Below are 25,750 nucleotides of genomic sequence, written 5' to 3' on the forward strand. Positions count from 1 at the left end.
GTCCTCATGCCCGTTTCTTCGGTCTTGCCGGGCCGGTGCCCGTTCATTGGCGCGGAAATTGGCCTTTGAGGCGCGAAAGGTCAAGAAAGCCTCTCGTGATCGGCGGTTTCGGCAGGGCCGGTGCCGAACAGATCCGCCAGCGCCCCGGCCCGCCGCATGTGCATCGTGGCATGGGTATAGGCCCGCGCGGTCTCCAGCGCAGCGGGGGCCATTGCGGCCAGCGCCGCCGCGTCGCCCACCAGATCCGCCAGCGCCGCCGCCAGCGCCTCCGGCGCGCCGGGTGCGACGAGGCGGCCATTCACGCCGTCCCGCACCACCTCGCGATTGCCGGTCGTCGCGGTCGCCACCACCGGCACGCCTTGCGAAAAGGCGTCAAACAGGATGCGCGGCTGTTCATCGCCGGTCGTCGGCACCACCACCGCATGATAGCCGCGCAGCAGCGCCATAAAGGGCGCGCCATACTCCACCGGCTCCAGCAGCCCAAGCCGGACATGCCGCGCCTGCGCCGCGAAACCCGCGAGATCCGTGTGCATCGGCCCCTCGCCGATCACATCGACCGCCAGGGTAACGCCCCGCATTTCCAGCTGCTCCAGCGCGACCAGTAACAGCCCGATGCCCTTTTCTGCCACCAGCCGCGAGGCCATCAGAAAGCGCGGAACATCGCTTTTCGCGCGCCAGGCGGCCTGCATCTGCGCTTCGCTCAGCATCATCTCCTCCGAGATCCAGCTCGCCGGCAGCACCAGTGCCCTGCCCTGCGGGCCAACGGGCAGGGTCTCGCGGTAAGCCTCACTCGTATAGACCCCCAGCCGCGCGCGGCGCATCGACCAGCGCGCGAAGCTTTCGGTCAACCGGGCGCGCAGTCGCGCCTTGCGCCCCGCGCGGGCCGGATCCGGCAACCGCCAGAAGGCGCTTTCGATCACCATCACAAGCGGGCGGCGGCGCAAAACCGCAACCGGGTTGATTACCAGCCCCGGCGGCACGGGCCATCCCGCCACGCCGGAATGCACGATCTCTGCCGCGCCCACCGCGCGCCAGGCCGTCAGCGCCATCCCCGGCAGGGCGAAAGCTGCACGCAGCATGCCGCCTTCCGCGCGCCCGAAAGGGCGAAACCGCAACCGGCGTCCCGGAGGCACCACCACCCGCACCATATCCGGCCCGGGTGCTTCAATCCGCATCTCCGGCGCCAGCACGGTCAGATCGGCAATATAGTCAAGATGTGCCCGCAGATCATGCGCCCAGAGCCGGCCGAGCCAGACCTCGCCCTGCGGATCACGGTAAAACGGGATCAGGACCGAGAGCAGATAGCGCTGCGAGATCAGCGGCAGCGGTGCAGGATCGGGGGAGTCTTCGGTCATGATCTCCCCCTTTTTTCTGTGTCAGATCGCAACGGCCCGGGCCAGGGACCCGGGCCGCGCGCGCCCTCAGCGATGGGGGGCGTAGATTTCTTCGATCCGCGCGACGGCGGCCTCCGGCGTCAGCTCTTCGCTCTCGCCGGTGCGGCGCGAGGTCAGCTCGACCACGCCATTCGCCAGACCGCGCGGGCCGACGGTGATCCGCCAGGGCAGGCCGATCATATCCATCGTGGCGAATTTTGCCCCCGCCCGCTCGTCGCGGTCGTCGTAAAGCGGCTCCAGCCCCTTCGCGAGCAGCGCCTTTTCAAGGCTGGCGCAGGCTGCATCCGCCGCCGCATCGCCTTGCTTGAGGTTCACGATCCCGACCGGGAATGGGGTCACGCCTTCGGGCCAGATGATACCCTTATCGTCATGGCTGGCCTCGATGATCGCGCCCAGCAGGCGCGAGACGCCGATCCCATGCGAGCCCATCTCGACCGGTACTTTCGTCCCGTCTTTGGTGACGACAGTCGCGCCCATGGCTTCGGAATATTTGGTGCCAAAATAGAAGATCTGGCCAACCTCGATGCCGCGCCCGACCTTGCGGTGCTCTTCCGGGATCTGGTCGAAAAGAGCCGCATCATGGGTCTCATCGGTGCGGGCATAAAGCGTGGTGAACTCTTTGCAGACGCCCTCAACCTGCGTGCGGTCATCATAATCGACCTCGCGATTGCCCAGTTTCAGCTGGGTCACGCGGTCATCATAAAAGACCTCGCTCTCGCCGGTATTCGCGAGCACGAGGAATTCATGCGTATTGTCGCCGCCGATCGGGCCAGAATCGGCGCGCATCGGGATCGCGGTCAGGCCCATCCGCTCATAGGTGCGCAGATAGCTGACCATATGGCGGTTATAGGCATGCAGTGCTGCATCCTTGTCGATGTCGAAATTATAGCCGTCCTTCATGTAGAATTCGCGGCCACGCATGACCCCGAAGCGCGGGCGAACCTCGTCGCGGAACTTCCACTGGATGTGGTAGAGCGTCAGCGGCAGGTCTTTGTAGCTGTTCACATGGGCGCGGAAGATGTCAGTGATCATCTCCTCATTGGTCGGCCCGTAAAGCATATCGCGGTCATGGCGGTCCTTGATGCGCAGCATCTCGGCGCCATAAGCCTCATAGCGCCCGGATTCGCGCCACAGGTCTGCCGGCTGCAGCGTCGGCATCAGCAACGGGATATGACCGGCGCGGATCTGCTCCTCATGGACGATCTGCTCGATGCGTTTGAGCACCCGGAACCCCAGCGGCAGCCAGGAATAGATGCCGGCGGCCTGCTGCTTGATCATGCCCGCGCGCAACATATAGCGGTGCGAGACGATCTGGGCCTCTTTGGGGTCATCTTTCAGAACGGGCAGAAAGTAGCGCGACAGACGCATGGCGGCCTCTTTGGCTCAGATGTGGCGGCAGGTATTCGCCCCCGTTCCTAGCGGCTGGCCCCTTTGCGGGCAAGAGAGCGCAGAACCTGCACATCGACACATTTTCCGCAGTGTGGAGCCATTGAAGCCGGAGATTGCATGACCAACGTCCTTTTCACCCTCTCTTTCACCTGGGAGCTGCTGCTCCTGCTGGCCGGCATCCTGGCCTATACGCTGATCATCGGCCTCGCACTCTGGTGGTTTGCCGCGAAGCGCCCCGGGACTGCGCTCTCGCGGTACTGGACCGAAATGGCTGGGCCCCTGCGCCTGCTCTCCATCGTTTTGGGCGCAGTCTGGCTGGCACTGATCCTGCTTGCCCTGGTCAGGGGATTTGCACTTTTGCTGCCACAGGCAGCCGCCCCGCGCCCCGTCTTCGCCTTCCTCACCGGCCGCAGCGGCGGAGAAAACATCGGCACCGGCGCGCTGATCGTGGCCATCCTGGGCAGCCCGCTGGTCATCTGGGCGACCATGCTGAAACACCGCACAGTGTCCTTCCAGAAAGAGGGCCATATGACCGACCGCATCAGCAAGGCAGTCGAGCAACTGGGGGCGGAAAAGACGGTGAAGGCCGACACCAGAGAAGACGGCAAAACCATTGAACGCACCGAGCCGAACATCGAAGTCCGCGTGGGTGGCCTCCTCTCGCTCGAGCGGATTGCAGAAGATTCGATGCGGTTCGACACAGGGCGCGACCATATCCGCGTCATGCAGATCATATGCGCCTATCTGAGACAAAACTCTCCCATGAAAACGCTGAAACCGTCTCAAACTCCCTTCAGTATCAGGACACCACGGCTGGATTTACAAATCGCAACTGATGTGTTGTGCCGCCGCACTGCCGAACAGCGCCATCTCGAGACCAATCGGAGGTACAGGCTCGAATTGAGTGGAGTGGATTTCGACGGTATGACTCTCACAAAAGGGGATTTCACTGGCGCCCTGATGATACGCTGCAGATTCGAGGCTGCTTATCTGGATCATGCCAATCTGACTGGTGCGCGCCTACATGGAAGCCTGCTGAACTTCGCCAATCTGGCCCAGACAGTGATGCGCGGCACCCATCTTGACAATGCAGTTTATACTCAGGGCAACTTCCTTGGCTTCGCCCAGATCGTAGCTCCGTCAGTCACGATTCAAGGGGCTAACATGTCTGCTCTGCGGATCAGTGATCACAACGCAATGGCCTTCTTTGGATCTCGTGACACTGTTCTGAACCCAAGCCGCTACAGCAAGCATATGGCCCCAGCCCTCAGAGCGGCTGAGGACAGTCTTCTCCGAGAACCTAGGACTTCTTCCGCAGTGGAGGACGACGTGGAGATTCCGGAATTGCCAAAAGAATATCGCATGTTCTCCCATTGGAATTTGTACACGGCTGAAGATCTTGCTGCTGGTGAGTTTTTGATCCCCTGGCAAAAGCACCACAACCTCACCGGCTGGCCTTTCTCGGACTGACCACGCCCACCCCCCTCCCCTCCCCTTGCGCCTGCGCCAAACCACGGCAATATCACCCCGGTAACGAGGGAAAGGTCTGCCATGTCACTGCCGATCCAGACACAGGCGAAATACTGGGCGATCGCGGGGCTGGTGCTGATCGTGCTCCTCTGGCTGCTTGGCGATGTGCTTTTGCCCTTCGTCCTCGGGGCGGCGCTGGCCTATTTCCTCGACCCGGTCGCCGACCGGCTGGAACGCGCCGGGCTGAGCCGCGTGGCGGCGACTTCGGTGATTGCGCTGGTCGCTGTGCTGATCTTCGTGCTGCTTGTGCTGTCGATCATCCCGACCCTGATCCAGCAGCTGATGGCGCTGATCGAAGCCGCGCCCGAAATGTCCAAAAAGCTTCAGGGCTTCCTTGTGGACCGTTTCCCCGAACTGGCCGACCGTACCTCGACCCTGCGCCAGACGCTTGCCGAACTGGGCGAAACCGTGAAGGCCCAGGGCGGCAAGGTGGTGGGCGGCGTGATCCAGACCGCATTCGGTGCGGTGTCGATCGTTCTTGTCCTGCTGGTGGCGCCGGTCGTGACCTTTTATCTGCTGCTGGACTGGGACCGGATGATCGCCCGCGCCGACGCCCTGCTGCCGCGCCAGCATATCGACAGTATCCGCCAGATCGCCTCCGAGATCGACAGGACGCTGGCGGGGTTCCTGCGCGGCCAGGTCATGGTCTGTCTGATCCTTGGCGCCTTCTACGCCATCGCGCTGATGGCGGTAGGGTTGCAATATGGCCTGATCGTCGGCGCGCTGGCCGGGGCGATCACCTTCATCCCCTATATCGGCGCGCTGTTTGGCGGCGTCCTCGCCATCGGCCTCGCGCTGTTCCAGTTCTGGGGCGAATGGTTCTCGATCGGCATCGTCGTGGCCATTTTCGCGGTGGGCCAGTTTGTCGAAGGCAATATCCTGTCGCCCAAGCTGGTGGGGCAATCGGTCGGGCTGCACCCGGTCTGGCTTTTGCTGGCGCTTTCGGCCTTTGGCTCGCTCTTTGGCTTTGTGGGCATGCTGGTGGCCGTTCCGGTTGCGGCGGTGATCGGGGTGCTGGTGCGCTTTGGCGTCGCGCAATACCAGAACAGCCCGCTTTTCAGCGGAGAGCCGCCGGTAACACCACCGCCGGCAAAACCAGCGCACAGCCGCAGATCCCCCGCTAAAACCGCCGGGGACCGCGCGGAAAGCGGAGAAGAGGCGTGAGCAGACAACTCGCCTTTCACCTGCCGCCCCAGGAGAATCTCGGGCGCGAGGATTACATCGTCACCCCGGCGACCGCATTGGCGCTTTGCGCGATTGACCGCTGGCGCGACTGGCCCGGCGGCAAGATGCTGCTGATCGGGCCTGAGGGTTCGGGGAAGTCGCATCTCGCCGCGATCTGGGCCGGATCGACCGGTGCGCCGCGCATGGCCGCGCGGGATCTGGCGCGGCTGCAATCCGATCAGGATCTGCCCGAACTCGCCGCCGGTGGCGCGGTCGCGATCGAGGACGCGGATCAGATCGCCGGCGACCGCGCGGCCGAGACGGCGCTGTTCCATCTGCACAACCTGCTTTTGCCGGAAGGAAGGCTGCTGGTGACCGGCAAGACCCCGCCGCGCGACTGGGGCCTGACATTGCCGGATCTGCTCTCACGCCTTCAGGCCGCGGCGGTGACGCGGATTGAGGCACCTGATGATGCGCTGCTGAACGGGGTGCTCGTGAAGCTCTTTGCCGACCGGCAGTTGCAGCCGCCGGCGAACCTGATCCCCTGGGCCATCGCGCGAATGCCGCGCTCGATCCGGGCAGCGCGGGTATTGGTCAGCCGGATGGACGAGCTGGCGCTGGAGCGGGGCTGCGCCCCGGGCCTGCGGCTTGCGGCCGAGATCCTGGGCGAAACGCTGCCGGAATAATCCCCTGCCCGTATCCGGATGACATTATTCGGTTACATATAAGTTGCATAAACTTCACAACCCTTCCCGGAAGCGCCGACATATAAGCCGCGAAATGACACAGGCAGATTTTCTCAAAACAACCGCCCCCGCGATTGTCACCCTCCCGGATGACGAGATCCAGGGTCCGAAGCGCTTTTTCAACCGCGAGCTCAGCTGGCTCGCGTTCAACTGGCGCGTGCTGGAAGAGGCGGCGAACCCTGCCGTGCCGCTGCTGGAGCGGCTGCGGTTTCTGTCGATCTCTGCGACCAATCTTGATGAATTCTACACCGTGCGCGTGGCGGGGCTGCGTGCGCTGAAACGTGCCGGCAACAATGTCTCGTCCGAGGATGGCCGCACCCCCGCCGAACAGCTGGAGCTGATCAGCGCCGATGCGCGGCGCCTGATGCAGGTGCAACAGACCACCTTCAAGAAACTGCGCGCCGAGATGGAAGAGGTCGGGATTATCCTCCTGACCCGCTCCAAGCTGAATGTGCGCGATCTGAAATTCCTTGAGGAATATTTCCTCTCGAATGTTTTCCCGGTGCTGTCGCCCCTGGCCATCGACCCGGCGCACCCTTTCCCCTTCATCCCCAATACCGGCTTTTCGCTGGCGCTGGAGCTGGAACGGACCTCGGACCGGCGCCGGCTGAATGCTTTGCTGCCGATCCCGCAACAGGTCTCGCGCTTTGTCCAGCTGCCGGGAAATCCCGGCCAGGACCGGTTCCTGCCGCTGGAAGAGCTGCTGCTTTTGCATCTCGATATGCTGTTCCCCGGCTTCTCGGATCGCGGGCATTGCACCTTCCGCGTGCTCAGAGACAGTGATCTTGAGGTCGAGGAAGAGGCCGAAGACCTTGTCCGCGAATTCGAGACCGCGCTGAAACGCCGCCGCCGCGGCGAGGTGATCCGGCTGAAAATGTCGGCGGGCGCGCCGCCCGAACTGCGACAGCTGATCATGCAGGAGATCGACGCCGACGAGGATGAGGTGATCGAAGTGCGCGGCATGATCGGTGTCGCCGATCTGAAAGCGCTGGTGCTGAATTCGCGCCCTGAACTTTTGTGGCCGCCCTTCAGCCCGCGCGTGCCGGAACGGGTGCGCGACCATGAGGGCAATATTTTCGCCGCGATCAAGCAAAAGGATATGCTGCTGCATCATCCTTACGAAACCTTCGACACCGTGATCCGCTTTCTGGAACAGGCGGCGCGCGACCCCAATGTGGTGGCGATCAAACAGACGCTGTATCGCACTTCCTGGGACAGCCCCATCGTCTCGGCTCTGTGTGAGGCGGCCGAGGCCGGCAAGTCGGTGACGGCCCTCGTCGAGCTGAAAGCACGCTTTGACGAGGCCGCGAATATCCGGCAGTCGCGCCGGCTGGAACGGTCGGGCGCCCATGTGGTTTACGGGTTCATGAACCTGAAAACCCACGCAAAAATCTCGACCGTGGTGCGGCGCGAGGGCGACAGCCTGGTCACCTATACCCATTACGGCACCGGCAATTACCACCCGATCACCGCCAAGATCTATACCGACCTTTCGCTTTTCACCTGTGATGCGGCACTTGGGCGCGATGCGACCAAAGTGTTCAATTACCTCTCGGGCTATGTGCAGCCCCAGGGGCTGGAAAACCTCTCAATCTCGCCGATCTCGCTGAAACCCCGTTTGATCGAGCTGATCGCCGCCGAGGCCGACCATGCCCGCGCGGGCCGCCCCGCCGGGATCTGGGCCAAGATGAATTCGGTGATCGATGCCGATGTGATCGACGCGCTTTATGCCGCCTCCCAGGCCGGCGTGAAGATCAGCCTTGTGATCCGCGGCATCTGCGGGCTCAGGCCGGGCGTCAAGGGCCTGTCGGAAAACATCCGGGTGAAATCCATCGTCGGGCGTTTCCTTGAACATTCGCGCATCGTCTGTTTCGGCAATGGTTCTGGCCTGCCGTCGCAAAAGGCGCGGGTCTTCTTCTCTTCCGCCGACTGGATGGGCCGCAACCTGACCCGCCGCGTCGAAACCCTGGTCGAGGCGATCAACCCGACGGTCAAAAGCCAGATCCTGTCGCAGATCATGGCGGCAAACCTTGCGGATGAGGCGCAAAGCTGGGTGCTCTCCGCCGATGGCCGCTACCGCCGCGATCTGGGGGCGGCAGATGGATCCCTCTTCAACTGCCACCGCTTTTTCATGGAGAACCCGTCGCTTTCGGGCCGGGGCACCGCGGGGGCCAAGGACGCGCCGCGCATCCTGTGCGCGCGCGACGAAGACACAGGTTCCGCCGCGAAAACCGGTGCCGGCTGAGGCCTGATCCGGGGGCTGCGGCAGACTGACGGTTGACCTGGCCCCGCTGAGGCGCAAAACAGAAGACCTGATGATCCGTGAGATGCGATGAGCCCTGACACCCTGCCCCGCCCCGCCGCCGCACAGCATGAGGAAGAATGGGCCCCCTTTGGCCGCCCGCTCTTCCTGGACGATGGCGCGCGGGCGCTGTCCAGGGTCGGCGTGGTGGATGTGGGGTCGAACTCGGTCCGGATGGTGGTCTTCGATGGCGCCGCCCGCAGCCCGGCCTATTTCTACAATGAAAAAATCATGTGCGGGCTTGGCAAAGGCCTGGTGCAGACCGGCTATCTGAACCCCGAGGGCCGGGTCCGGGCAGTAAAGGCGCTCAAACGCTTTGCGCTTCTGGCCAGGGGGATGGAGATCGGCCCCCTGACCGTGGTCGCCACCGCCGCCACCCGCGAGGCGAAAGACGGGCCCGAATTCCAGGCCGATGTGCTGCGCGAAACCGGGCTGAAGCTGCATGTGGTCGATGGCCCCGAAGAGGCGCGGCTTTCGGCCCAGGGCGTGCTTTTGGGCTGGCCCGATGCCAAGGGGCTTGTCTGCGATATCGGCGGCAACTCGATGGAACTGGCGCGGATCGGCGACGGCAAGGTCGGCAGGCGCGTCTCTACCCAGCTTGGCCCGTTCCGGCTTTTGCAGGTGGAAGGGGCGGCGAAAAAGCGCGAGGCCCATATCGACCGCGTGCTGAAAGACGTGCAGGCGCAGCTGAAATCCGAAGGCGAGCGGATCTACTTGGTCGGCGGTTCCTGGCGGGTGATCGCGCGCCTCGATATGGAGCGGCGGAACTACCCGCTGCTTGTGCTGCATGAATACCGCATGACGCCGGAAAGCCTGCTGGACACGCTGGACTGGATCGCGGCCTCGGATCTGGCGGTGTTGCGCGCCCGCACCGGCACCTCGGTCGAACGGATGGAGCTGGTGCCGATCGCCTGCGAGGTGCTGCGCGAGCTGATCAAGGTGCTGAAACCGCGCGAGATCGACATTTCCGCCTATGGCATCCGCGAGGGGCTTTTGTATGAGCAGATGCCCGAACGCCTGCGCGAACGGGATCCGCTGATCGAGGCGGCGCGGCTGACCGAACGCAACCAGGCCCGCATTCCGGGTCTGGGCAAGAAGCTCTACGAATTCCTGCTGCCGCTGTTCAAAAGCGAAAGCGCCGAGCGGATGCGGCTGATCAAGGCCGCTTGCCTCTTGCATGACACCACCTGGCGCGCGCATCCCGATTATCGCGCCGAGGCCTGTTTCGACAATGCGACCCGCGCCAATCTGGGCGGCCTCGACCATCCGGGCCGCGTCTTCCTCGGGCTCGCACTTTTGCATCGCTATAAAAACAGCCGCGCCGGCAACCGGATGGAGGCGTTGTTCCGGCTTCTGAATGACGAGGAACTGCGCCTTGCCGAGGTGCTGGGCAAGGCGTTGCGCTTTGGGGCGATGTTTGCGGCGGATGATCCGGCCCAGGCCGGGCGCCTGACCTGGTCGCCGAAAAAGCGGCTTCTCGGGCTGGACCTGACCCCGGACGGCGTGGATCTCTTTGGCGAAGTCGCCCAGGCGCGGTTTGCCTCGCTGGCCACGGCGCTGAAGGCAAAATCAAAGGTCACCCCGGCCGTCAGGGACTGAGCGATGCCAGAAACCGCGCCAGACGCGCCGCCCGCAGATCTGCGCATCCTGGAGGCCGCGCCTGCCGACAGCGCCGGTATCGCCGCGCTCTGGGCGCCCTGGATCCGCGATACCGCGATCACCTTCGCCTCCACCCCGCGCAGCGCCCCCGAGATCGCGGCCCTGATCCGCGAGCGCAGCGCCGCCGGATACGGTTTTTTTGTCGCCCGTGACAGCGGTGGCGATCTCATTGGCTTTGCAAGCTACAGCCAGTTTCGCACCGGGGCCGGCTATGCCCGCAGCATGGAACACACGGTGATCCTCGCCCCCGAAGCCCGCGGGCGCGGGGCGGGCCGCGCCCTGATGGCGGCGGTGGAAGCCCATGCGAAACAGCGTGGCGCGCATCTGATGGTCGCGGCCGTCTCGGGCGAGAACCCTTCAGCGCGGCTATTCCACGAGGCGCTTGGCTACCGCCATTGCGGCACCATCCCCGGCGCGGGGTTCAAATTCGGCCGCTATCTCGACCTGATTCTGCTGGCAAAGGAATTGTAAACCTCTGGTCCATAAGCTTTGTCGGTCCACGATATGAGAATGTCGTGATGGCGCATTATTCTGACCGGACATTCTCTTTTCCCCGCGATATCGTGATTGCATGTCAATCTGGACCCGCATTGCCGAAGCCCTTGCCGCCCTTGTCCGGGGCGAGCCACTTTCCGTGGTCTTTGAACGGTTGCGCGGCGAAACCAGCCCCGAGAAATCCATCGGCTTCACCATCGCGGTGATCGCGCTTGGTGCCAAAATGGCCAAGGCGGATGGCGAGGTCTCACGCGAAGAGGTCACTGCGTTCCGCCGCATCTTCACGGTTCCCGATGGGGAAGAGGCCCATGCCGCCCGCGTCTTCAACCTCGCGCGTGAGGATATCGCGGGCTTTGACGCTTACGCCCGCAAAATCGCGCGCCTCTTCAACCCCGAAGCGCGCAGGCTTTGCGCCGATGACCACCATGTGCTGCTTGATGTGCTTGAAGCGCTGTTCCAGATCGCGCTGGCCGATGGCAATTACCATCCGGGCGAAGATGATTTCCTGCGCCATGTCGCGGGCATTTTCGGGCTGGATGACGGCTGTTTCAACGCGGTCCGCGCGCGTCTGGTCGAAGGCGCGCCGCGCGATCCGCATGATGTGCTGGGGATCCCGCATGGCGCCAGTATCGACATGGCCCGCACCGCCTGGAAACGGCTGGTCCGCGACACCCATCCCGATGTGATGACCGCGCGCGGCGTGCCGCCCGAAGCGGTGCATCTGGCCGAACGCCGGCTTATCGCCATCAATGCCGCCTGGGAGGAACTTTCCGGGCGCGAAGCGGCCTGAGCGATGCCAGCCGCTGCCCCCCTTCCTGCCAGGCGTCCGGGACTGCGCATCGCCACCTGGAATGTCGAATGGTTCGACCGGCTCTTTGACGATTCCGGGCGCGGCTATGAGGATCATCAGCCCTCGGCCCGTTACGGCATCAGCCGCGGCGCGCAGCTGGGCGCGCTTGGGGTCGTGTTCACCGCGCTGGATGCCGACGGGATCATGATCATCGAGGGGCCGGACACCACGTCGAAACGGTCGACCCTGCGCGCGCTGGAATGGTTCGCGCAGAAATACGGGCTCCGGGCGCGCCGCGTGGTACATGGGTTTTCATCGGAAACCGAACAGGAAATCGCCTTTCTCTATGACCCCGACCGCATAAAGGCCCATCATGACCCGATCGGCGAGCCGACCGGCAAACGTGGGCCCATGGGCGAGACCACGGAAGCGCCGCGCTTTGACGGCACCTTCCGCTATGATCTCGACACCGATCATACGCCCGACACCATCCGCTTTGCCAAACCGCCTTTGGAGCTGGTGCTGACCCTGCCCACCGGACGCACACTGCGGCTGATCGGCGTCCATGCGAAATCGAAAAACCCGCATGGTGCGACGAATGAGGCCTCGCGCCTCCGCATCTCGATCGAAAACCGCCGCAAGCAGCTGGCGCAGTGTATCTGGATCCGCGAACGCGTCACCGAACATCTGACGCGTGGCGAGGATCTCATCGTCCTGGGCGATTTCAACGATGGCCCGGGGCTTGATGAATTCGAAAAGCTCTTTGGCCGCAGCGGGGTCGAGATCGTGCTGGGCCAGGACCGCGATCCGGCGCAGCGGCTCTTTGACCCCAATGCCGATATGGCGCTGTGTTCGCGCTTTGGCTTTTGTCCGACCACGGCGCGGTTTTACCTCGCGCCGCAAAAGCGCTGGTTCGAGGCGCTGCTGGATTTCATCATGGTCTCGCCCGGCCTGATGGCGCCGGAGCCGGAATGGCGGATCTGGCACCCGTTCCAGGACCCCCGCATCATCGCCCTGCCGGAGCTGCGCGAGGCGCTGCTTCAGGCCTCGGATCATTTTCCTGTCACTGTTGATCTGGCATTCTGAGCAGGCGACAGCCCGCCGCCGCAGCGAGTTGTGAATTGCACGACCGGCAAGCTGCGCGCGATACTCCTCCTGTCCCTGTTCGCGCCTCTCAGGAAAGGACCCCAAATGGCCAGTATTTTCAGGCGCATCTTCGTCCGTCACGGGGCGGGCCGTATCGGGCTGAGAGCCGTCGGGCTGCGCAACATCGGTCTCGCGCTTTTCCTGCTGGCCGTGGCGCCACTGCCCTTGCCGCATCTGCACCCGGCACATGCCGAGGCAGAGACCGGGGCCGGCCCGCGCGAGGCGGAAACCGAAAAGGGCTTTTCGCTGATCGAAGAGGGGGCGAAGCTCCTTTTGCGCGGGCTGATGAGCGAGATGGAGCCCTCCGTCACCGAGCTTGAAGGCGCTGTCCGCGAGATCATGCCCGAGCTCGAGGCGCAGATCGGTGCGCTCGGCCCGCAGCTGCGCGAGCTGGCGCGGCTGATGAAGGACGTCACGAATTACGAGATGCCGGTGATGCTCGACAACGGCGATATCCTGATCCGGCGCAAGGACCCGCTGCCACCCGGAACAGACCCGGAGCTGCGTGACCCTGCCGTCCCGCATACGCCTCCGATGCCGCGCCCCTGGCCACCGCAGCCCGGACCGAATGGCGAAACCGAACTCTGACCGGCCCCGCTCCGCGGCGACGTTGCTGGATTCTGGAGCAAGGCAGAAGGATCGCATCTGACACACCATTGACGGGCAGATCACGAAAAGCTCCCGTTGTCGTGAACAGTCGGATCGCTTAGCATTCTGCACGCAGAATCAGTTTTGCAGTCAGCAACATGTTCAGAAAACCGGCCCTCACTATCCTGATCGGCCGTATCCGCCTGAGGCGAGCGCGCCCTGTCGCCTTAGCCATGGTGACTGCGCTGTCTGCCGGCGTTTTCGGGGATTGCGCAGCCGGGAGAGACAGAGTGTCACAGGAAATCTCGGTCTCCTGTCGCCCGGGTGACGAAATGGCGCAGACCATTTGCGACGAATTCATCTCCTACCTGCGCGAAACCCGTCCTGACCTGGCCTTCCGCCCGGGCGATCCAGCCGCCCCGGGAATCGAGCTTCTGGTCACCCACGCGACCGAGCGGGGACTTGGGCTTGATATTATCTGGATCGCGGCCAATGGCCAGAAAAGCGCTGGATTGCCGCTGAAAACCGCATTTTTTGACCGCAGCTCAGACAAAATCTTGCGCCGCACCTTTTACACCGCCTTTTTAAGGCAGAACCCCCTTCCATTCTGATCCGGTACCGGATTCAAAGAGGTTACCCTATGTGTTTCATCTGCTCTGCTATCCGCCCGAATGATCCGCTTGCGCCCTACGAACAGCACCAGGAAGCCGGGGCCACTCCCCCCGCCGCCTTCGGTGACCGGTTCTGGGTCGGCATCGGCCCCGGCGCAGAGTCGACCGACGCCCCTGAAAGCACTGCGACAAGCTACTCGATTGATATCGGCCAGTCGTTCTATGGCACGATTTCCAACGCCTCGGACGAGGACTGGATTTCGGTCAATCTGATCGCGGGCCAAACCTATTCCTTCCGGCTGTTTGGACAGGGCGCCGGCTTCCTTACCGATCCGTTTTTGCGCCTGCGGGATGCGTCGGGCGCTGTTATCGCTTCGAATGATGACGGCTTCCCGTCTGGCAACGGTTTTGGATATGGCAGCCATTCCCGGGATTCGGTCATCACCTTTACCGCCACCACGACCGGCACCTTCTATCTTGAGGCGGATGCCTATAGCACGGAAACCGGCGGCTACCTTCTGACCGCGCAAAACCATGATACGAATGGGTTTGTGTTCACCAATGACGAGATTGCCTGGCAGCTGCTCAATAATGGCAACGCCTTTTTCGGCAGCACCGAGGCCGTGGGCTTCAATCTCGGAGCAGGGCGCGATCTGACGGTCAACCTGACCGCCCTGACGGCCGACGGTCAGTTCCTTGCCCGCCATGCCCTTGCGGCCTGGAGCGCCGTGACCGGCATCATCTTTATCGAGACCTCCGGCACTGCAGAATTGACCTTTGATGACTATCAGTCAGGTGCTTTCGCCTCGCCTGTCTCGAACGGGACCAATATCACCTCTTCGACCATCAATATCGGCCTCGACTGGCTGGCCAGCTTTGGCACCTCGCTCACCTCTTATTCTTTCGAGACCTATATCCATGAGATCGGGCATGCGCTTGGCCTGGCACATGGCGGAAACTACAATGGCAGCGCCAACTATGGGACGGACAATTTCTACCTGAACGACTCGCTCGCCTGGTCGATCATGTCCTATATGCAGAACCAGAATGATGAATTCGATGGTGGCAGCGCCACCGACTGGAACACCTATGTCGATGGCTCGTCGCGCTATATCTACACGCCGCTGATTGCCGATATCATCGCGATTCAGCTGCTTTATGGCACCTATAACGGCGCCTTTACCGGCGACACGACCTGGGGGTTCGGATCGAATACCGGCAATGCGGTCATCGACAATGCCGTCAATGCCGGCGCGCTGATGGCGATGACCATTTACGACAATGGCGGCATTGACACTCTGGACCTGTCGCAGACCAGCCAGAGTCAGATCATTTCGCTGCTGTCGGAATCGCTGTCGTCTGTTCTGGGCGGGCGCCATAATCTGGGCATCGCCCGCGGCACTGTTATCGAGAACGCCATCGGCGGCAATGGCACCGATACGATCCACGGCAATGGTGCCGCCAACCGCCTGATCGGCAATGCCGGCAATGACTCGCTCTATGGCGGCAATGGCAATGACACTCTGACCGGCGGGCTGGGGGCGGATCTGCTCAATGGCGGTGCCGGCTTCGATATTGCCAGCTATGCGCGCGACGCCACGACGGGCGTGCGGGTAGATCTGATGGCGCCGGCCGGCAATACCGGCCATGCGGCAGGCGACACCCTCATCAGCATCGAAGGGCTCGAGGGCACCGCCTTTGCCGATGTGATTGGCGGCGACGCCGGCAATAATATGCTTTTGGGCCTCGCCGGCGACGATCTGCTGAACGCGCGGGGCGGCAATGACTCGCTTTATGGCGGAGACGGCAATGACACGCTGCTGGGCGGCGCCGGAGCGGATGCGCTGTTTGGCGGCAATGGCATTGATACTGTGGGTTATTATGTCGATACGGTTCTGGGCGTCCGCGCGGATCTGGCCGCGCCTTCGGCAAATACCGGCATTGCCGCAGGCGATACCTATAGCAGTATCGAGAACCTCATGGGCTCCAACGGGCATGATGTGCTTGGGGGTGATGCTCTGGCCAATGTGCTGACCGGTCTTAACGGCAATGACCTGCTGAATGGCCGCGCCGGGAATGATACGCTTTACGGTGGCGACGGCAATGACACGCTTTATGGCGGCGCCGGTGCGGATGCCCTGTTCGGCGGCGAAGGGATCGATACAGCGTCTTACAGTGTGGATACGATCCTGGGCGTCCGGGCCGACCTTGGCCAGCCCACGACCAATACCGGCATCGCGGCGGGGGATAGCTATAGCAGCATCGAAAACCTGATCGGGTCCAACGGGCATGATGTTCTGGGCGGCAATGAGCTGGCCAATACGCTGGAAGGTCTGAACGGCAATGACCTGCTGAACGGGCGCGGCGGTAATGACATCCTCTATGGCGGCGCCGGCAATGACACGCTCCATGGCGGTCCTGGCAATGACACGCTTTATGGCGGCGCGGGCGCGGATGTCTTTGTGTTCAACACGGTCCCGGGCGCCGCGAATGTCGACACGATCATGGATTTCGTGGCGCTTGATGACACGATCCAGCTGGCTCGGGCGGTCTTTACCGGCCTGACCACCGGCACGCTGGCGGATGCCGCGTTGCGGATCGGCGGCACTGCGGCGGCCACGGCGGCGCAACGCATCATCTATGACAACACGACGGGCCGGCTCTTCTATGATGCCGATGGGCTCGGCGGCCTGGCGGCGATGCATTTCGCCACCCTGAACGGCAACCCGTCACTGACTGCAGCCGATTTCGTCGTGATCTGACCCCATTGACCGGAACGGGGGCCGCGCTGGCCTCCGTTCCGGCTCCTGTTGCCTGCGGAAGAAGTCTGTATTGCGCGAGATCTGCATCCTGCTCGCCAGCTATAACGGCGCCACCTGGCTGCCCGCGCAGCTGGACAGTATCGCGGCGCAAAGCCATCAGGGCTGGCGGCTGGTCATATCGGATGACGGCTCCAGAGATGCCACAACCGCGATCATCCGCAGCTTTGCCGCCTCTCGCCCCGAGGGACAGGTCTCTCTGATCGGTGGCCCGGGGCGCGGCGCCTGTGCCAATTTCCGGTTCCTGCTGCGCGGGGCCGGTGACAAGGGCTGTTTCCTTGCCTTTGCCGATCAGGACGATGTCTGGCTGCCCGACCGGCTGGAGCGCGGCCTGGCTGTGCTGCGCCGTGCCGCTGCCGGTCAGCCCGCGATCTGCGGCAATCGCCTGCGCTATGTGGATGCGGGACTTGGGTTGCGGGGCCTTTCGCCGCTGCCGCGCCGGCCGCTGTCTTTCCGCAATGCCCTGGTTCAGAATGTTCTCAGCGGCAATACAATGCTGATCAACCCCGAAGCGGCGCGGCTTTTGCACCGCGCCGAGGCCGGCGCCCCGGCCTTCCCGTTGCATGACTGGTGGGCCTGTCAGGTGGTGACAGGCGCCGGCGGCTGCACGCTGTTCGACCCGGAGCCGAACCTGCTTTATCGTCAGCATGGCAGCAATCTGGTGGGGTCCAATCGCGGCCCCCGCTCGATCCTCGCGCGGCTCAGGCGCTATCTTGGCCCGGGCTATACCGATCTTGCGCGGCAAAACCTCGCGGCCCTGACTGCGGCGCGCGACCTGCTGACGCCGTCGAACCGCGCCGTTCTGGATCTTTTTGCCGGGGCTCTCGACGCCCCCTGGCCACAAAAGATCGCACTGATGCGGCGCTCGGGCGTGTATTACCAGTCACGCGGCGCGCAGGCGGCGTTCCGGCTGCTGGTGGCACTTGGCCGGATCTGAGCCTGCCCCTTTCGGCACCAGCGCGCCCGCCGTTTTACGGCATCAGCGCGCCCGCCGTTTTACGGCACCAGCGCGAAAGACATCTCACGCCGGTCATGGCTCAGCACTTCACCGGGCCGGTCCTGCGCCTCGGACAGATAGCCGCGGAAACTGTGGCTCGCCCGGAAATTGACCAGCCGTACCGCACCGCCGCCGCCTTCCAGCACCGGCGCCATCCGGGTCAGATCGACCACCATCGGCACCGATCCGGCAAAGCCCCCCTCAACCCCGGCGCGGGCAATCTCGGCGCCGGTGACCGGATCGCTCAGAACCAGTGTGGCGGTCTCGCCCGGGGCCAGAGCAGAGCGCGGGAAATTGCACCAGAAATGCAGCGCGACTTCGATGGCGTCGGGGGTGGAATGCAGCGCGAGACAGCCTTCGCGCGTCAACCACCAGACCGGCTCGCTCTCGGCACGCGGATTGACACCCCAGACCGGAAAGACACCTTCGGATGGGATTTGCGGGGCCGCTTTGGCCGGGGGCAGCCCGTCCGCCTCATAGAAGTCATCGCCATATCCCTGGGCCAGCCGCAAATCACGGGTCAGCGCCAGCAAAAGCGCGCGTTCATGGTCGGAAAACCCGCTCCAGGCCTGGCGGGGCGACCGTTCAATCAGCCGGATCCGCGCGCGCCGCCGCTCCAGCCAGCCCGAAGGGACGCCGGTGGCGCGGAACAGATCCGCCGTCACCCGGCCGGGCGCTTGCAAAATATCCTCATAGCGCAACAGAATCTGGCCCGGGCGTCCCTTCAATGCCTGCATACAACCGGCATATTCCCGCCATATCCCCAGCAGGCGGTAGAAATCCCAGCGGAACGGGCCGTTATTGGCATCGGCCTCATCCGCCGCCCTTTTGCGCATCGAGCGCAGCACCGCAAAGGGCTCGCGCGTGACCGAGATCGCCGCCTTCGCGCCAAGTGTACCGAGATCACGGAAGGTAAAGATATTGCTGGGGGTCTTTTCGCCCAAATAGCGCCGTCCGGTTTTGCGAAAAATATGCGCGCGCAGGATCGCCAGCGCAGTCAGGTGCAACTCTTCTCCGGACTGGCCCTGCTGCAGGGCCTCCATCAATGCATCTGCCAGCGGCCCGAGATCCGTCTCCTCAAAAATCAGCGCCCTGGGATGTGCACCGCGTGTAACCGAAAAACGCGGCATCTCGTAAAGCACGCTCCGGTTCTGCTCCTCCAGGATGCGGCGAACGACCGGGGCGGAAAAGGCAGGCATCGCCGCGCGACCGGCGAACTCGCCCATCAAAGGCAGCCAGTGGCTTTCGGCCGCGTAGCAGTAACTGTTCCGGGGGGCGTTGAAGATATTACCGACCGCCGTGGTACCGCCGCGCGGCATGCCGCCAATAATATAGTCCAGACCCTGCATATGTCCCGCAATCCAGAATTCCGCCCCAGGGCGGCTGAGATTCCGGCTAACAGACTGCGCCCCCCCGGGCAAGCGCGCCGATGGGGAGAGCAGGGCGATGCGCGTTGTCTCGCACCCGGGACGCTGCTAGGCTCGCGCCATCCGGGTGCAGACAGAGACGGGGAATTCATGGCCAGTGCCGATGCGGCAAAGCTTTATGCCGATCTGTTGACCCGGGCGATCGCGAATACGATCTATGGCGACATGCCTCAGGACCCCTGGTCAGGCGGCGCCTATCAGGCGGGTTTGCGCGAAAAGGGGCAGGACTGGCCCTCGGTGGCCCATAGCATGATCGGCATGGCGCGGCTGAACAATTTGCGCAGCCTGACCGAACGCGCGCTGACCGAACATGTGCCCGGCGATTTCATCGAGACCGGCGTCTGGCGCGGCGGCGCCTGTATCCTGATGCGCGGCATCCTGAAAGCGCATGGCGAGACTGGTCGCAAGGTGATCGTCTGCGACAGTTTCGAAGGTCTGCCGCCCCCCAATGAGGGCGATTACCCCGCCGATGCCGGTGATACGCATTACACCTATGACCAGCTCGCGATCCCGCTGGAGCAGGTCCAGGCCAATTTCCGCGCCTATGATCTGCTTGACGACCAGGTGGAGTTTCACAAGGGCTGGTTCCGCGACACGCTGCCACCGCTGAAAGGCCGCAGGCTGGCATTGATGCGGCTGGATGGCGATATGTACGAATCGACCATGGACGGGCTGGTCAATCTTTACGACAGCCTCAGCCCGGGCGGGTTCTGCATCATCGACGATTTCGGCGCGATCCCCGCCTGCCGCGAGGCGGTGCTGGATTTCCGCCGCGACCGTGGCATCACCGACCCGATGAGCCAGGTCGACTGGACCGGCGTCTGGTGGCGCAAGACCTGCCCGCCGCCGGCCTGAGCCCGGTTCAGCCGGCCATGGATCGTCGGGCCCGCATCAGTCGGGCTGGCGCAGCATCTGCTCCGGCGTCCAGCCCCGGTAGAGGCGCGGCTGTGCCACCGCATGTTTGCCCATCACCGCGCAAAGCCGGGTCGGCTTCAGATAGCCCTGCTCCAGCAGGAGCTCGTTGAGCTCTTCGACAAAGTCGATGAAGGCGAGGTCGAGCGGGTCCTTCGTGCTGAAATTCTGCCCATAGCCGCGGCTGGTGAAGACGTCGATCAGATTGCCAAAGGCGTAAAACACCTCGAAATGAAAGGTCTTCACCAGCAAGGGCAGGATGTCCTGCGACCGGATCCCCTCGAAGCCCTGCGTCGAGCAGTCATGATTGAAGAAATCATCATCCAGCCGGTTCAGCAGATGGTGTTTGCGTTTCTCGGGCGGCAGAAAATGCCACATGAGATTGATCAGCTTATAGGCTTCGGGCCAGCGCATATGGCCGTTGCGGCCGATCACATCAAAGGTGACAAAGGCGCCCTTATCCTCCAGCCCGTCATGGATCGCCTGGAAAAGATGTTCCAGATCAACCACATGATGCAAGGCGTGATGCGCCATCACGGCGGCATAGGGCTGATCCGCCCGCCAGGTGTTGAAATCGCATTCGACCGGGATGAAATGCGCCTCAAGCCCCTGTTCCGCCGCTTTGGCCTTTGCGCGCTCATTCTGGACCGGTGACAGCTCGATCAGGTGGAATTCGAAATCCTCCACCCCTTCCGCGCGCATCCGGGCCGCGATCTGCACCTCGATCGCGCCGTCACCCGAACCGAGGCTCGCCACCCGCTTATTGCCGGTGCGGCGGATGCGGTCGGTAAAGACCGAGACGTAAAGCTCAAGGAAATTCTTCGTTCCGGTCAGGGCCTGATAGCGCGGCGCGAAATACTTCGTCTGCCAGTAGCTGAACATATCGGGCAGCTGCGCATGCATATTCTCGGTTGTGGCATATTGGGCGATCTGTTCCCCGATGCGTCGCTGGTGCTCGGCCTGCGTGTTTTCCGCCGCGTTTTCCACCTGGCTTTTCCTTTCCCCGGAATCAGACTGCCGCCGGGGCGCAAACCCCGGCGGCAGCATAGCCTGTATCAGCCGAAAAATATCAGATTTTCGGATCCCAGTTGCGATAGACCAGATGCGGGTAGACCTGTTCGGCGAAGCGACCCGCCTCCTGGATCTGCTGTTCCTCGACGGCTTCCATCGCACCGATGCAGCTGGAATAAAGCGCATCGTCATAAACCCAGTAGCCGCCCTCGACCATATGCGGGATCGAGCAGGTATAGCTGGTTTTCACTGCGGTATAGATGTCGCAGTCGATATGGTTCAGCCGGACCGCCCCGATTTCCGGCATTTTCGCAGGCGTGGTCTCGTCAAAGAGACCCTTCACCAGCTCCAGATTGTCCTGCAGACCGTATTTGTCGCGCAGCCGCAGGATCTCGTCATAATTCGTATCAGCGAAATCGCCCTTGCGATGCGCATCGCGATTGGCGTCGGTTTCCGGCATGCCTTCAAAAGTGTCAAAGGCAAAGACCTTTGTTTCCGGCATGATTTCCTTGCAGACCTTCGCCATGAACAGGGATGATCCGCCGCGATAGGCACCGAATTCGACGATATGGCCCGGCGCCAGCTCCGGCAGGAAAAACCGCAACAGCAGGAAGATATTCATCCGGTTATGTTCGGACACCACCGAACGGTCCCCGCCGGAGGCGATGGCGGCACGGTAGAGCGGATCCTTGCGCACCTGGTCGGCCAGATCGCTGAACTGCAACCCCCAGCCCCGCTGATAGGCGGCGCGGACATCGCGGCCCTTGTGACGCCTTGGAGCCTGGGTCAGTTCAGGGAGTTTGATCATCTCGCCACACCTTTCATAAACGCAGGATATACCAGTGCCCCTTCGGTTAATGGAAAGGGCTTCTTCACGCAACTGCTGCGCATAACTCCGGAACCAGATGTGTTCCCGCCGGCAGATCTCCGCCTCAGATGCTATAAAACAGGTCTGGATCGCTCCGCACGGCCACCACCTGCCTTGCAGATCGCGATTCGCCTGCGCTAGTGTCAACCTGCCCTGATCCGTCGTTAGGATCGGGGGTTAATGTCCCAAGCGCCAGGTTGAACATGAAAGAATGCAGCAAGTCGGTGGCCCGCAGGCTCTCGGATTCGAGGTTTGTCCGCAAGTATTTCAGGGGCAACGGTGTCGATATCGGGGGCGCCCCCGATCCGCTGGCGCTTTATACCGAATTCTTTCCGCTGATGACCTCGGTCCGGACCTGGGATCTCAATGACGGCGACGCGCAATTCATGGCCGGGGTGGCCGATGACAGTTTCGACTTTGTGTTCTCGAGCCATTGCCTCGAACATCTGAACGACCCGCTGGAAGGTCTGCAGAACTGGGTCCGTGTCACCAAACCAGGTGGCTATGTGATCTTCGCCTTGCCCGAGGAGGACCTGTACGAACAGGGCATATTCCCCTCGTCCTTCAACCGCGACCACAAGAACACCTTCACCATGAAGAAGGAGCGTTCCTGGTCGCCGCGGTCGATCAACATGCTCGAGATGCTGTGCAAGCTGGGGCCTGATGCGGCAGTCGAAAAAGTCGAACTGCTCGACGAGACCTATCGCTACGCTTTGCCGCGCTATGACCAGACGATGACCCCGGTTGGTGAAAGCGGCATCGAGGTGGTGATCCGCAAACGCTCGTCCGCCGAGCTGGAGGCAGCGGCACGGGTCCGCGAGGCCGCCCAGCCCTCGCCCGAGGTCCGGCTGCATCTGAACCAGTATCGCGACGACCAGAAGACGCTCAGGGCCGCCAATCCGGCGAATCCGCCCTTCCTGAACGACAGCGAAATCTGAAATATGGCCTGCGCGGCCAGTCCCGGGTGACCGGCCGCGCCTTTCGCTGTCTGATCACGAGGGAGGGGCAGATGATCAAGGTCCGCGCGAAGGCGCCGCTGCGGCTGGGTCTGGCGGGTGGGGGCACCGATGTTGCCCCCTATTCCGATGATTTCGGCGGCATGGTGCTGAATGCCACTGTTTCGCTGCATGCCTATTGCACTGTGGCAAGCCGCGATGACGGACAGGTCTCGTTCGAGGCGCTGGATATCGAGGCGGTGTTTACCCATGCCGCGACCCCCGTCCTGCCGGTCGATCACGAGCTCGCGCTGATCGCGCAATGCTATAACCGCATCGTGGCGGATTACTGCAAGGGCCAGCCCTTTGCCTGCACCATCCAGACCCATGCCGATGTACCGCCGGGCTCTGGCCTCGGGTCTTCGTCCACCATGGTTGTCGCGGTGATCACGGCGCTGGCTGAATTCCTGCGGCTGCCTTTGGGCGAATATGAAATCGCGCATCTGGCCTTCGTGATCGAGCGCCAGGATCTCGGCCTCGCCGGCGGCAAACAGGATCAGTATGCGGCCACTTTTGGCGGCTTCAACCTGATGGAATTTTACGCCGATGACCGGGTGATCATCAACCCGCTGCGCCTGCGCCGCTCGATTGTGTCTGAACTCGAGGCGGGGCTGATCCTTTATTTCTCGGGCCGCTCGCGCGCATCGGCGCAGATCATCGATGAACAGGTCCGCAATGTGAAATCCGGCGCCACCAAATCCATCGACGCGATGCACCGGCTGAAAGACCAGGCACGCCAGATGAAAGAGGCGCTGCTGCTTGGCGATTTCCCCGCTTTTGGCGAGGTAATGCGCCAGGGCTGGAGCGCGAAGCGTGACATGGCCTCCACGATCTCCAACGAGGGGATCGAAGCGGTGCTTGATGCCGCGATGGCGGCCGGCGCGCATGGCGGCAAGATTTCAGGCGCAGGCGGCGGCGGGTTCATCATGATCTCGGTCCCGCCCGAGCGCAAACCCACCGTATTGCGCGCGCTGAAAAGCCATGACGGCACGGTGTTCAATTGCACATTTACCAGTGAAGGGGCACAGGCATGGACCGTGCGATAGAGGATTTCATCGAGGCCGAGTTCAACGCTTCGCGTCAGACCATTGCCGCCCTGTATGACGACCGCGCTTACCGCGAAGCGGCGGCGGCGGTGGCCGATCTCTACACCGGACGGCTCAGGGCGGGCAGCAAGCTCTTATTCGCGGGGAATGGCGGCTCTGCCGGGGATGCGCAGCATATCGCGGGGGAATTCGTCTCGCGGTTCCATTTCGACCGGCCCGGCCTCGCGGCGATCGCGCTGTCGACCGATACCTCGATCATGACTGCGATCGGCAATGATTACGGCTATGAGCGGGTGTTTTCCCGCCAGATCGAGGCGCTTGGCCAGACAGGCGATGTGCTGACCGTACTCTCGACCTCCGGCAATTCCCCGAACATCCTCAAGGCCATCGAGGCCGCGAAGGAACGCGGCATCACGGTGGTCGGCATGACCGGCGGCACCGGCGGCAAGATGGCGGGGCTTTGCGATCATCTCCTCGTCGCGCCCTCGCCGGTGACGCCGCGCATCCAGGAATGCCATCTGGTGACCTATCACCTGCTATGTGCCCTGGTTGAGGCGCGGATGTTCGGCAAGCTGGCATGACAGCAAGCCCGGCCGTCAGGCAGGCGGTTCTGCTGGTCGGCGGCCTTGGCACCAGGCTGGGCGCGCTGACGAAATGCACGCCAAAGCCGCTGTTGCCGGTCGCGGGCCGGCCCTTTCTCGACACGCTGGTGACTTGGCTCGCCCGCGCAGGCGTCGAAGAGATCATCCTCTCAACCGGCTATCTCGCCGGCAGTTTCGAGGGATTCATCCGCGAGGGCGAGGCCTCGGGCCGCTGGCATGGCCCGACCGGCCGCCCCGTCACCTTGCGCGAAAGCCGCGAGGCCGAACCGCTTGGCACCGGCGGCGCGCTGACGCTGCTCAGAGGCCAGCTGGACCCGCGGTTTTTCCTGGTGAATGGCGACAGTTTCTTCGGCTGCGATCCGATCCGGGTTGCCGCCCGCGCCGAAGCTCTGCCCGCCGGTCATGCCGTGATGACCACCCGCGCGGTGCCCGACACCGCCCGCTTCGGGCGGGTCGAGGCCGATGCAACCGGGCGTGTCACCGGCTTTCGCGAAAAGGGTGTCACGGGGCCTGGCCAGATCAATGCCGGCCTGACCGTGCTGCCGGCTGCGGTGCTTGATCGTATCACTGCGCTGCCCTGTTCCATCGAGCAGGAAATCTACCCGGCGCTGGCCGCTGAGGGTCTGCTGCATGCCGTGCCGCAAGACGGGTTCTTCATCGATATCGGCCTGCCCGAAACCTATGCCGAGGCGCAGATTGCCCTTCCGGCCGCAACCCGCCGTCCGGCGGTGTTCTTTGACCGCGACGGGGTTCTGAACCGCGATTCCGGCTATACCCACCGCATCGAAGACCTCACCCTGACCGAAGGCGCCGCCGCGGCCGTGGCACTCGCCCGCGCCAACGGCTTTCAGACCGTGGTCGTCACCAACCAGGCCGGGATCGGGCGGGGGCTTTATACCGAAGCCGATATGAATGCTTTCCACGCGGCCCTGAATGCCGCATTGCGCCGCGAGGGCGGCTGGATCGACGCTTTCTACCACTGCCCCTTTCACCCCGAGGCGCAGATCGACGCGCTGCGCCACGCCGATCACCCTGACCGCAAGCCCAATCCAGGCATGATCCTGCGCGCCGCAAGGGACATGGATATCGACCTGAGCCGCTCTCTCCTGATAGGAGACCGGCAAAGCGATCTCCAGGCGGCGCAGGCTGCCGGCATCCGCTCCGGCCTCTATAACGGGGGGCGGCTTGTGGATCTGCTACAAGACATTTTGAACGCCGCCCGCCCGTGAGGGCTCGCCCCGATGCGAACACCCGATGCG

At 63.2% G+C, this 25,750-nt stretch carries 22 protein-coding genes; 17 read left to right on the forward strand and 5 right to left on the reverse strand.

Features of this window, described 5'->3' with window-relative positions; genetic code table 11:
* Positions 1-80 precede the first annotated feature (80 nt).
* Positions 81-1,355 carry a glycosyltransferase gene (locus tag JC607_RS09015; RefSeq protein WP_198836603.1) on the reverse strand — a complete coding sequence of 425 codons (1,275 nt, stop codon included), beginning with the start codon at positions 1,353-1,355 and terminating at the stop codon, positions 81-83.
* Positions 1,356-1,421: 66 nt separating this feature from the next.
* A complete protein-coding gene (proS, locus tag JC607_RS09020; protein WP_198836604.1) occupies positions 1,422-2,762 on the reverse strand; it encodes a proline--tRNA ligase in 1,341 nt (446 codons plus the stop codon).
* A 138-nt stretch (positions 2,763-2,900) separates the two neighbouring features.
* On the opposite strand from proS, the gene JC607_RS09025 reads away from it, so the two are divergent.
* From JC607_RS09025 to JC607_RS09100, 12 genes are all read left to right on the forward strand, one after another.
* Positions 2,901-4,253, forward strand: coding sequence for a pentapeptide repeat-containing protein (locus JC607_RS09025; RefSeq protein ID WP_198836605.1), 1,353 nt, complete (start codon positions 2,901-2,903; stop codon positions 4,251-4,253).
* Between the two features lie 81 nt (positions 4,254-4,334).
* Complete coding sequence (locus JC607_RS09030) at positions 4,335-5,477, forward strand: AI-2E family transporter (protein ID WP_198836606.1); 1,143 nt, start codon at positions 4,335-4,337, stop codon at positions 5,475-5,477.
* Positions 5,474-6,163, forward strand: coding sequence for a chromosomal replication initiator DnaA (locus JC607_RS09035; protein WP_198836607.1), 690 nt, complete (start codon positions 5,474-5,476; stop codon positions 6,161-6,163). The genes JC607_RS09030 and JC607_RS09035 overlap by 4 nt, the downstream gene beginning before the upstream one ends.
* Positions 6,164-6,257: 94 nt before the next feature.
* Positions 6,258-8,468, forward strand: a complete 2,211-nt coding sequence (locus JC607_RS09040; RefSeq protein WP_198836608.1) for an RNA degradosome polyphosphate kinase — start codon at positions 6,258-6,260, stop codon at positions 8,466-8,468.
* An 87-nt stretch (positions 8,469-8,555) separates the two neighbouring features.
* On the forward strand, positions 8,556-10,124 hold the full coding sequence (locus tag JC607_RS09045; RefSeq protein WP_198836609.1) for a Ppx/GppA family phosphatase: 1,569 nt from the start codon (positions 8,556-8,558) through the stop codon (positions 10,122-10,124).
* A gap of 3 nt (positions 10,125-10,127) precedes the next feature.
* Positions 10,128-10,655: a GNAT family N-acetyltransferase gene (locus JC607_RS09050; protein WP_198836610.1), complete on the forward strand. Its 528-nt coding sequence runs from the start codon at positions 10,128-10,130 to the stop codon at positions 10,653-10,655.
* Between the two features lie 100 nt (positions 10,656-10,755).
* Positions 10,756-11,469, forward strand: a complete 714-nt coding sequence (locus JC607_RS09055) for a molecular chaperone DjiA (protein ID WP_198836611.1) — start codon at positions 10,756-10,758, stop codon at positions 11,467-11,469.
* A gap of 3 nt (positions 11,470-11,472) precedes the next feature.
* Positions 11,473-12,555 (forward strand): endonuclease/exonuclease/phosphatase family protein, encoded by a 1,083-nt coding sequence (locus tag JC607_RS09060; RefSeq protein ID WP_198836612.1) that lies wholly within the window; start codon positions 11,473-11,475, stop codon positions 12,553-12,555.
* 105 nt (positions 12,556-12,660) lie between these two features.
* The gene (locus JC607_RS09065; protein WP_233092797.1) at positions 12,661-13,203 is read left to right on the forward strand and encodes a hypothetical protein; all 543 of its coding nucleotides are present in this window, start codon (positions 12,661-12,663) and stop codon (positions 13,201-13,203) included.
* Positions 13,204-13,535: 332 nt separating this feature from the next.
* A complete protein-coding gene (locus JC607_RS09070; protein ID WP_198836613.1) occupies positions 13,536-13,814 on the forward strand; it encodes a hypothetical protein in 279 nt (92 codons plus the stop codon).
* Between the two features lie 29 nt (positions 13,815-13,843).
* Positions 13,844-16,576, forward strand: coding sequence for a M10 family metallopeptidase (locus JC607_RS25365; protein ID WP_304612927.1), 2,733 nt, complete (start codon positions 13,844-13,846; stop codon positions 16,574-16,576).
* Between the two features lie 70 nt (positions 16,577-16,646).
* Positions 16,647-17,570 (forward strand): glycosyltransferase, encoded by a 924-nt coding sequence (locus JC607_RS09100; RefSeq protein WP_198836614.1) that lies wholly within the window; start codon positions 16,647-16,649, stop codon positions 17,568-17,570.
* A gap of 59 nt (positions 17,571-17,629) precedes the next feature.
* Here the strand turns inward: JC607_RS09100 and JC607_RS09105 are convergent, their stop codons facing one another.
* Positions 17,630-18,979 (reverse strand): sulfotransferase, encoded by a 1,350-nt coding sequence (locus JC607_RS09105; protein WP_198836615.1) that lies wholly within the window; start codon positions 18,977-18,979, stop codon positions 17,630-17,632.
* A 168-nt stretch (positions 18,980-19,147) separates the two neighbouring features.
* Between JC607_RS09105 and JC607_RS09110 the strand changes: the two genes are divergently transcribed.
* Positions 19,148-19,912 (forward strand): TylF/MycF family methyltransferase, encoded by a 765-nt coding sequence (locus tag JC607_RS09110; protein ID WP_198836616.1) that lies wholly within the window; start codon positions 19,148-19,150, stop codon positions 19,910-19,912.
* A 36-nt stretch (positions 19,913-19,948) separates the two neighbouring features.
* Here the strand turns inward: JC607_RS09110 and JC607_RS09115 are convergent, their stop codons facing one another.
* Both JC607_RS09115 and JC607_RS09120 read right to left on the reverse strand, forming a co-directional pair.
* Positions 19,949-20,956 carry a class I SAM-dependent methyltransferase gene (locus tag JC607_RS09115; RefSeq protein WP_198836617.1) on the reverse strand — a complete coding sequence of 336 codons (1,008 nt, stop codon included), beginning with the start codon at positions 20,954-20,956 and terminating at the stop codon, positions 19,949-19,951.
* Positions 20,957-21,038: 82 nt separating this feature from the next.
* On the reverse strand, positions 21,039-21,788 hold the full coding sequence (locus tag JC607_RS09120; protein WP_198836618.1) for a CmcI family methyltransferase: 750 nt from the start codon (positions 21,786-21,788) through the stop codon (positions 21,039-21,041).
* A gap of 263 nt (positions 21,789-22,051) precedes the next feature.
* Here JC607_RS09120 and JC607_RS09125 point away from each other — a divergent pair, with 263 nt between their 5' ends.
* The 4 genes from JC607_RS09125 (at position 22,052) to JC607_RS09140 (ending at position 25,720) form a co-directional block, all read left to right on the forward strand.
* On the forward strand, positions 22,052-22,786 hold the full coding sequence (locus JC607_RS09125; protein WP_198836619.1) for a class I SAM-dependent methyltransferase: 735 nt from the start codon (positions 22,052-22,054) through the stop codon (positions 22,784-22,786).
* A gap of 71 nt (positions 22,787-22,857) precedes the next feature.
* Positions 22,858-23,889 (forward strand): GHMP kinase, encoded by a 1,032-nt coding sequence (locus JC607_RS09130; protein WP_198836620.1) that lies wholly within the window; start codon positions 22,858-22,860, stop codon positions 23,887-23,889.
* On the forward strand, positions 23,874-24,470 hold the full coding sequence (locus JC607_RS09135; protein ID WP_198836621.1) for an SIS domain-containing protein: 597 nt from the start codon (positions 23,874-23,876) through the stop codon (positions 24,468-24,470). The genes JC607_RS09130 and JC607_RS09135 overlap by 16 nt, the downstream gene beginning before the upstream one ends.
* On the forward strand, positions 24,467-25,720 hold the full coding sequence (locus JC607_RS09140; protein ID WP_198836622.1) for an HAD-IIIA family hydrolase: 1,254 nt from the start codon (positions 24,467-24,469) through the stop codon (positions 25,718-25,720). The genes JC607_RS09135 and JC607_RS09140 overlap by 4 nt, the downstream gene beginning before the upstream one ends.
* Positions 25,721-25,750: the final 30 nt, after the last annotated feature.

The organism is Paracoccus sp. IB05 (assembly GCF_016405985.1).
Taxonomy (GTDB): domain Bacteria; phylum Pseudomonadota; class Alphaproteobacteria; order Rhodobacterales; family Rhodobacteraceae; genus Pseudogemmobacter.

Excerpts from the sequence above, each read along its gene's own strand:
- JC607_RS09015 (WP_198836603.1), bottom strand. The coding sequence starts at position 1,355 with ATGACCGAAGACTCCCCCGATCCTGCACCGCTGCCGCTGATCTCGCAG.
- proS (WP_198836604.1), bottom strand. The coding sequence starts at position 2,762 with ATGCGTCTGTCGCGCTACTTTCTGCCCGTTCTGAAAGATGACCCCAAA.
- JC607_RS09025 (WP_198836605.1), top strand. The coding sequence starts at position 2,901 with ATGACCAACGTCCTTTTCACCCTCTCTTTCACCTGGGAGCTGCTGCTC.
- JC607_RS09030 (WP_198836606.1), top strand. The coding sequence starts at position 4,335 with ATGTCACTGCCGATCCAGACACAGGCGAAATACTGGGCGATCGCGGGG.
- JC607_RS09040 (WP_198836608.1), top strand. The coding sequence starts at position 6,258 with ATGACACAGGCAGATTTTCTCAAAACAACCGCCCCCGCGATTGTCACC.
- JC607_RS09045 (WP_198836609.1), top strand. The coding sequence starts at position 8,556 with ATGAGCCCTGACACCCTGCCCCGCCCCGCCGCCGCACAGCATGAGGAA.
- JC607_RS09050 (WP_198836610.1), top strand. The coding sequence starts at position 10,128 with ATGCCAGAAACCGCGCCAGACGCGCCGCCCGCAGATCTGCGCATCCTG.
- JC607_RS09055 (WP_198836611.1), top strand. The coding sequence starts at position 10,756 with ATGTCAATCTGGACCCGCATTGCCGAAGCCCTTGCCGCCCTTGTCCGG.
- JC607_RS09060 (WP_198836612.1), top strand. The coding sequence starts at position 11,473 with ATGCCAGCCGCTGCCCCCCTTCCTGCCAGGCGTCCGGGACTGCGCATC.
- JC607_RS09065 (WP_233092797.1), top strand. The coding sequence starts at position 12,661 with ATGGCCAGTATTTTCAGGCGCATCTTCGTCCGTCACGGGGCGGGCCGT.
- JC607_RS09070 (WP_198836613.1), top strand. The coding sequence starts at position 13,536 with ATGGCGCAGACCATTTGCGACGAATTCATCTCCTACCTGCGCGAAACC.
- JC607_RS25365 (WP_304612927.1), top strand. The coding sequence starts at position 13,844 with ATGTGTTTCATCTGCTCTGCTATCCGCCCGAATGATCCGCTTGCGCCC.
- JC607_RS09105 (WP_198836615.1), bottom strand. The coding sequence starts at position 18,979 with ATGCAGGGTCTGGACTATATTATTGGCGGCATGCCGCGCGGCGGTACC.
- JC607_RS09110 (WP_198836616.1), top strand. The coding sequence starts at position 19,148 with ATGGCCAGTGCCGATGCGGCAAAGCTTTATGCCGATCTGTTGACCCGG.
- JC607_RS09120 (WP_198836618.1), bottom strand. The coding sequence starts at position 21,788 with ATGATCAAACTCCCTGAACTGACCCAGGCTCCAAGGCGTCACAAGGGC.
- JC607_RS09125 (WP_198836619.1), top strand. The coding sequence starts at position 22,052 with ATGAAAGAATGCAGCAAGTCGGTGGCCCGCAGGCTCTCGGATTCGAGG.
- JC607_RS09130 (WP_198836620.1), top strand. The coding sequence starts at position 22,858 with ATGATCAAGGTCCGCGCGAAGGCGCCGCTGCGGCTGGGTCTGGCGGGT.
- JC607_RS09135 (WP_198836621.1), top strand. The coding sequence starts at position 23,874 with ATGGACCGTGCGATAGAGGATTTCATCGAGGCCGAGTTCAACGCTTCG.
- JC607_RS09140 (WP_198836622.1), top strand. The coding sequence starts at position 24,467 with ATGACAGCAAGCCCGGCCGTCAGGCAGGCGGTTCTGCTGGTCGGCGGC.